At 56.3% G+C, this 5,910-nt stretch carries 12 protein-coding genes; 10 read left to right on the forward strand and 2 right to left on the reverse strand.

Annotated elements, in window-relative coordinates; genetic code table 11:
• The first annotated feature begins 613 nt into the window (after positions 1 to 613).
• Entirely contained in the window at positions 614 to 736 is a 123-nt protein-coding gene (locus tag H6G62_RS28480; protein ID WP_277883063.1) for a hypothetical protein, read from the forward strand.
• 165 nt (positions 737 to 901) lie between these two features.
• On the opposite strand, the gene H6G62_RS25565 is transcribed toward H6G62_RS28480, so the two are convergent.
• Together H6G62_RS25565 and H6G62_RS25570 are read right to left on the reverse strand one after the other, a co-directional pair.
• Positions 902 to 1,234 carry a hypothetical protein gene (locus H6G62_RS25565; protein WP_190500457.1) on the reverse strand — a complete coding sequence of 111 codons (333 nt, stop codon included), beginning with the start codon at positions 1,232 to 1,234 and terminating at the stop codon, positions 902 to 904.
• A 12-nt stretch (positions 1,235 to 1,246) separates the two neighbouring features.
• Positions 1,247 to 1,759, reverse strand: a complete 513-nt coding sequence (locus tag H6G62_RS25570) for a hypothetical protein (protein WP_190500458.1) — start codon at positions 1,757 to 1,759, stop codon at positions 1,247 to 1,249.
• 175 nt (positions 1,760 to 1,934) lie between these two features.
• On the opposite strand from H6G62_RS25570, the gene H6G62_RS25575 reads away from it, so the two are divergent.
• The 9 genes from H6G62_RS25575 to H6G62_RS25615 all read left to right on the forward strand — a co-directional run.
• Complete coding sequence (locus H6G62_RS25575; protein WP_190500460.1) at positions 1,935 to 2,567, forward strand: hypothetical protein; 633 nt, start codon at positions 1,935 to 1,937, stop codon at positions 2,565 to 2,567.
• A 66-nt stretch (positions 2,568 to 2,633) separates the two neighbouring features.
• Positions 2,634 to 2,792, forward strand: coding sequence for a hypothetical protein (locus H6G62_RS25580; RefSeq protein WP_190500462.1), 159 nt, complete (start codon positions 2,634 to 2,636; stop codon positions 2,790 to 2,792).
• Between the two features lie 3 nt (positions 2,793 to 2,795).
• A complete protein-coding gene (locus H6G62_RS25585; RefSeq protein ID WP_190500464.1) occupies positions 2,796 to 2,975 on the forward strand; it encodes a hypothetical protein in 180 nt (59 codons plus the stop codon).
• Positions 2,976 to 2,986: 11 nt separating this feature from the next.
• A complete protein-coding gene (locus H6G62_RS25590) occupies positions 2,987 to 3,142 on the forward strand; it encodes a hypothetical protein (protein ID WP_190500466.1) in 156 nt (51 codons plus the stop codon).
• Between the two features lie 2 nt (positions 3,143 to 3,144).
• On the forward strand, positions 3,145 to 3,348 hold the full coding sequence (locus H6G62_RS25595) for a hypothetical protein (protein WP_190500468.1): 204 nt from the start codon (positions 3,145 to 3,147) through the stop codon (positions 3,346 to 3,348).
• Between the two features lie 15 nt (positions 3,349 to 3,363).
• The gene (locus tag H6G62_RS25600) at positions 3,364 to 4,023 is read left to right on the forward strand and encodes a hypothetical protein (RefSeq protein WP_190500470.1); all 660 of its coding nucleotides are present in this window, start codon (positions 3,364 to 3,366) and stop codon (positions 4,021 to 4,023) included.
• Positions 4,007 to 4,249 (forward strand): hypothetical protein, encoded by a 243-nt coding sequence (locus H6G62_RS25605; protein WP_190500472.1) that lies wholly within the window; start codon positions 4,007 to 4,009, stop codon positions 4,247 to 4,249. Before H6G62_RS25600 ends, H6G62_RS25605 begins: the two co-directional genes overlap by 17 nt.
• Complete coding sequence (locus H6G62_RS25610) at positions 4,246 to 5,547, forward strand: hypothetical protein (protein ID WP_190500474.1); 1,302 nt, start codon at positions 4,246 to 4,248, stop codon at positions 5,545 to 5,547. Before H6G62_RS25605 ends, H6G62_RS25610 begins: the two co-directional genes overlap by 4 nt.
• Positions 5,540 to 5,910, forward strand: a 371-nt coding sequence (locus H6G62_RS25615) for a hypothetical protein (protein WP_190500476.1), incomplete at its 3' end; no start/stop codon positions are given. The genes H6G62_RS25610 and H6G62_RS25615, both read left to right, overlap by 8 nt.

A 5,910-nucleotide genomic window follows, 5' to 3' on the forward strand; every position in this document is an offset into this window, starting at 1 on the left:
AGGATGAACAACCCGGATCCATGCCCGAACGTTCCGGCGATGGAGGGGGGTAAAGGTCGTGGAGGTCAGCCGCTAGTGGGCATGGCGCGGGTGGACAAGGGTGTGGCTTAACAACGCGGACTGCCAGACTCGACCCGACTTGCTCCTCGTCCGAAAGATAGATTTTCTCGAGGCGATGAGGATATTCAGAGGGTCAACAGTCAGCAAACGCATTGAAAAACCTAGGGGTTCAGCGGTTTCAAAAAATAGGCGCAACAAAACGAGCGCACTATTGCGCTACTGATCTGAGTCAGCTATAGTTGTAGGGAATTGTTTAAACGAACGACTCCGGCACGTCCCTGTGGCGTGTTCTCAGTAGGGCGGCAAGGCGATAGCGTGTTTCTTCGCGGGAATAGCTATCGTTTTTGCTTTTTTAAAGGGTTCGTTCCAATGGGTTCACATCATCATCATCACCTCCTGTATCTGGCCTAGTCTACCGGATCGCTCCAAGGGATGCACCTCTATCCAAAGGACGGAAGATCTTTGCGACGAAAGATAGAGGACAACGGCCAGCGCCATCATGACACCCCCCAGTATTGATCATCCAGGCCGTGTTGTGAATCGGCTTGGGAGGATGGCCAACGGGGCCGACCGGGGCTTTGGGTTAGTCATTCAGGGTGTCCTCGCTAGGAAGCTGCCACGGTTGTCCTCCAAGGTCGATAACCTGTTGCCGGAGCTGCTCAACCTCCATCCTTAGCAGATCGGGTTCGGCGTAGGCTTCACCTAGAGCCGTTAGGGCTGATTCGGTGTGTTGCAGTCGTTGGGCCAGGAAGGCATCACGGTCGGACTCGCTACGCTGTTGGGGGATGCGCTTAACGGGTTTTTACAACTAAGTCATCACCTCCTGGGTGGTGGACTTAGGTTAAGCCGCTACGGGTTCGCGTTTTAGGGATTCAGCAATCACTGAGCTCAAGGTTCGCATGGTGATGTCTCGACGATGGTCAGCCGCTGCCCTGGCTGCTTCGGCAAGAACGACCGCCACGGTCGGTAGGTCAGGCTTGAGCTTTGCTGAGATGAGATAACCCATAGATCGGCAATAGTTATCGTCTAGGTTAGACGCCGCAAGGGTTCGGAGCTGATCGGCGTTCCCCGTCTCGAAGGCTTTGAGGGCTTCAGCGTGGAGGGCGGTTTTGGGTTCTCCCAGTTCGGTGAGAATGCCATGAACGGCGTTCAAGATAGCTTCTGGCGCAGGCATATTTCGATTCTCCTATCTGAACTTACAGCGTTGATCGAGTTCGATTTGTGGTTCGTAGTTGGGAACCCAGTAGTGATCGAAGTGGTATTTCACCATTCGGCTCACCACCTGGGTCAGCGATGAATTATCGGCATCGATCACCTTGGCCACGCGAAGAAGTACGTAGTTGTAGTTCGACAGCGTGATGGTGTTGTACTTCTGCTTAAACTCACCTCCGGTCGGTATCGGTTCAACGGGGTCAAGCGGCGCTACACCGAAACCAGGTCGCCCCCTGACATATCTCGCCAAGTCGTCCTCTGACCTATCCCTAAGCGTTTGGTAGTAATCGCTTTCATCCATACCCCTGGCTTTGGCGTCTTTCAAGGCAGCTTCGACATAAAAGTCGCGATGCTTCTTGAAAAAAGCTTGGATCACTTGTTGAGCAAGTGTGCGATAGGGCCACCCCAGTGATTCAGAAGCGGCAGTGAACCGTTCCTTTGTCTCTGGAAACATATAGATGAAATTGATTCGCAACGTGCTAGGCATAAGCTTTTCAGCAACTTATGCGAACAATTTTGTCATAGAGACAACTTTTTTGATATTCACACCACAAATATAGCACACCCTTGAAATAGTGTGCTATGTTCTTCGCATAGGCACCACAGATTTAACACTATGCCCTAGTAATGAAGACCCCTACGAAGAACATAGGAAAAGCACTATGACCATGAACCGTGAGCATACACTCGCCTCGATTGCCGCCGAACACAATGTTCAGAAACGCGCCGCCCAAAACTGGCTAGCCAAGTCCAGGACGGATCACGGCGAAATTGGCGCGGTTATCAACGGCGTTCGCCGTTTCAACGACTCGGAACGGGACATTCTGCTGAGCTACGCAAGGGAACCACGCCGCTGCCCTGCCCTCGATACCCCTGTTGAACCCGACCTCACCACCCCCGACCTCACCCCCACCGTTATCGAGGTGGGGAATCACCGAGGCCAGCTTGCCCTACCCACCCCGCCCGCATTGATTGATCTTGGCCAGTACCGGGGTGAAAATGCTGTCCTGACTAGCTTTGAGGCTACCGATATTGACCGATTCCTAGACTCCTGTGATGGGTTCCTGGAGGCCGTGGAAAACGATTTCCAGCACCAGCAAGCCATCACCCAACGGAAGGCCCAGCAGGCCGCAGCGGTGAAAGCCAAAGTTGAGCAGGTGAAGGAAGCCAGCCTGGTTTACAAGCTCCGTTCTGAGTCCTTGGCCCTGCACAATGCCGCCATTGATGCCCAGGTTCAACGGGATATGTCCGTCCTGGGAAAGCCCCAACAACCCGACGAAAGCCCCCATCTGTAGGGGTTTACTTAGCCCTCGCCCTGGCGGGGGCATTGATCGCTGTGTTGTTGTTTTGAGGATTTTCCCGTGAGTATCCAGGACGAACTACGCGAACTCTACGAACACGCCCAAATCTATGGCCAATGGCACTGGGAAGCTGGGGACTATTGCAGTGAGGACGGCTTTGCCACTGAAGCCGAATGCTATGCCGATTTTGAGCAGTTCATCGCCACATTGGAGGACTAGACCATGCCCACCCATCCCGCCGAATTTGTCCTAGGCCAGCCCGTGCTGCTGTACATCGAGGGCACCACCTATCGCAGCACGATCACCGCCCGATGGTTTGACCCCGATGTTCTGGATTGGTTTTACGAAGTCGCGGGCCTTGCAGGATGCGAGATTCCCGCCTATGAAGTCCACGCCGCTTAGGAGCGCCCCTCATGACCTGCCTTGATTGTGTGAACTTCTCCGACGATGGCCCAGACGGCTTCTGCAAACTGGCCAATCATCCAGCGGTTATCGCCTTCTGCAACGACCCCGAAAACTGGGACGACGACGATATGAGCGCCTGCCCTGGTTTTGCAGAGGACGCCTAACTATGCCCTACGAAACCTTGGATACCGAGGGGCTAAGCCAAACCGAACTGGGCCTCTACACCGCCTACCTCCAATCGTTCCTAGACCGTGGTGTACCGGATGAGTACGCCGAAACCCTTGCCCTTGATATGGCCTGCAACGGAGGGCAGTTATCCCCCGAACTGTGGGAGTTAGGGCACTACGTCACCGAAAACTATCTGAACTAGCCAGGATGCACCGCCATGAACCTACCCCCACCCGTCCCCCTCGATTACCGCAAGGAATCCTTTACCCCAGCCCCGGAAGGGCCGATCCAAAACATCCACCTGGTGCCGCTGCCATGGTGGCAAAACCGCCGTTACTGGGCGGTGGGTGGCCTTTCCGTGGTTGCCTTGTGTGGTGTGGCTTTTGCCGTTGCCCAATCGGCCAGAGTCGGTAGCGAGGGCACCTATCAAAGCCAGAGCCCAGGCCCAAACCTTGACAATGTACTTGCCGCTGGCCAGCACCGCCTCGATGGGAACTACCACGATTCCCGTCTGGTGTTGGAAGACGTAGCCCGCTCAGTGCTAGAAAACGAAGCTTACCGCTACCGCACCGAGGCCGAGCGGGCCGTCAGGCTAGAAACCGACCCGTGCTTTGGCCAGCAGTTGATTTGTCCCCTGAATCGCTTCCAGCGGGATGCCCAAGCCCAACTCGACCTAGCCAAGGCTGAACGGGACTGGGGACGAGCCCAGGCGGCCTTGTTTCGAGTCAATGCGGTCGAGTTGGCCCGGTCGCTGCCTTCTGTACCGACTGACCCACCGATTAACTTGGCGGTGATCGCCATCGAAAACCTGGCCCAGTATCACGACCGCACTCACGCGCTATCGGAAGAGGTGAAGGCCCATGAGATTCGTCGCTAACCTGGCCCGTTTGGTTGTTGCCCTGCTGAACCAACAGACCCCTGAAACCCTGATAACGGCTGCTGTCGTGGTTCCCCTAACGGGGTTCGTGGGTTTGGCCCTGGTCTGGGTGTTGAGCCACATCCTACCCCTGTTGGCGGTGCTGTTGGTGGCCTGGGGTGCGCTGCTGCTGAGCTTGGCTTTAGTGAAGTTCGCCCAGCGGTTTCTATGGAGGTTCACCCGATGACCCTCCCTGGTGATGCTTTGCTTTACACCGCCATCGGTAGCGCGGCCCTGGGCGTGTTCATGGGGGTGCAACGTCCGGCCAGTAACCTCACCCCCGCAGACCTCGAAACCTTTGCCAACGGGGGTCAGATTGAGTACCGAGTGACGAATCCCTACCTGCCCTTGGCGTTGGTGTTTGGGCTAACGTCGGTGGGGTCTGGTCTGGCCTGGGCGATGAAAGGACAAGCGCCTGCGGTGGCGATTCGACAGACCGTGCCTGCTCCGGTTGCGCCTGCCTGGGACGGTTCCGTACCGATGCCCACCGGAAGTCAACTTCATAGTTACCGTGTGGGAAACCCCGCCGCCATTTTGGCCCAACGCCTCAGACCCACGTTGATTAGCGCTAACCCCAGGGTCGGCAAAGGTGTCACGGTGGCCCATGCCTACCGTCAGGCGCAGGCCAACGGTGCAGCGGTGTGGATTATCGAACCCAAGTATCATCCCAAGGAACATTGGTATTGGGAGTCGGCTGACCAGATCCTAGGATTTATGGCCGATGAACTCAAAACCAAAGACGACATCGAGGCCATGCAGGAGGAAATGCAGCAGTTCATCTTCGCTTGGCGGCAAATCCCGCAGCGGCCCAAGGTGCTCATTATTGACGAGCTGGCCATGCTCAAAGTCACCTTCAAGACCTGGTATGAGTCCTTTCTCAAGCCTCAGTTAGTGATGGAACTGTCCAGCGGTGAGACCGATGACCGGGCACTGTGGGCCATGACCCAATCCAGCCTCGTCGGTGATATCGGGGTAAGCGGTGGGATGCGCTCAACCTTCGACCTACTCACCTTGCAGACTCCCACCAGCCAAGGCCACCTAGAGAGTTTACGAGCCTCGGATAAGACCATTCCCGCCATCGATGACCCGGCCCTCTTTGAGCGTTCCTTTAGTCCTAAGCAGGCTGTGTTCTACCACAGCGCCCTGGATGAATGGTTGCCGATGGTGGCCTACGAAGTGCCGAAACTGGAACCCCAACCGCCAGAACCCGGTTATGCCCATCGAACGAAGGCCGAACAACCTCCAACCGCAGACAGCACAGCAGCTGTGGCCTTACCCCGAACGCCCGTTAGCGAGTTCGCAGGGGGCCAAAATACCCCCGACTTGGCCCTCATCCTCTCCGTAACCAGCGCCCTATACCAAGGGCTGGGTCGTAGCCAAATCATCAAAGACGTTCTCGGCTACAAAGGCCAGCGCTACCAGCAAGGGGCCGAGTTGTACGACCGCATCAAATCCATCATCGAGGAGAACAGTACCCATGAATAAGCCCGCATCGTCTAGCGCCATCACCCCTGCCCGTGGTTCGCAGACCATGGATGCCCAAGTCATCGACATTACGCCTAGCCCCGTCCAGCGCAGCTCCCTTCAGTTGGCCCCTCGCAATACGATGCAGTCCAACATTCAAGACGGGGGCTGGTTTGATGCGACTCAGGGTAAGCGCAAACCCGTGTTCGTTATCAGCCCTGCCACCGACCCCTGGAGCATCTTTCCGGTGTTGCGCTCTGGTTTGTCCTGCCTACGGAACTATCCCCTGCAAACGATGGGCGGTGCCTTCATCTCGGTCTGGGGTGGGTTGTTTGTGTTGGCCGCTGGGCTGAACATGCTGCAAGGCAATGCCGTGAAAGCCAA

Source organism: Phormidium sp. FACHB-1136 (genome assembly GCF_014697375.1).
In the GTDB taxonomy this organism is placed as follows: domain Bacteria; phylum Cyanobacteriota; class Cyanobacteriia; order Phormidesmidales; family Phormidesmidaceae; genus Nodosilinea.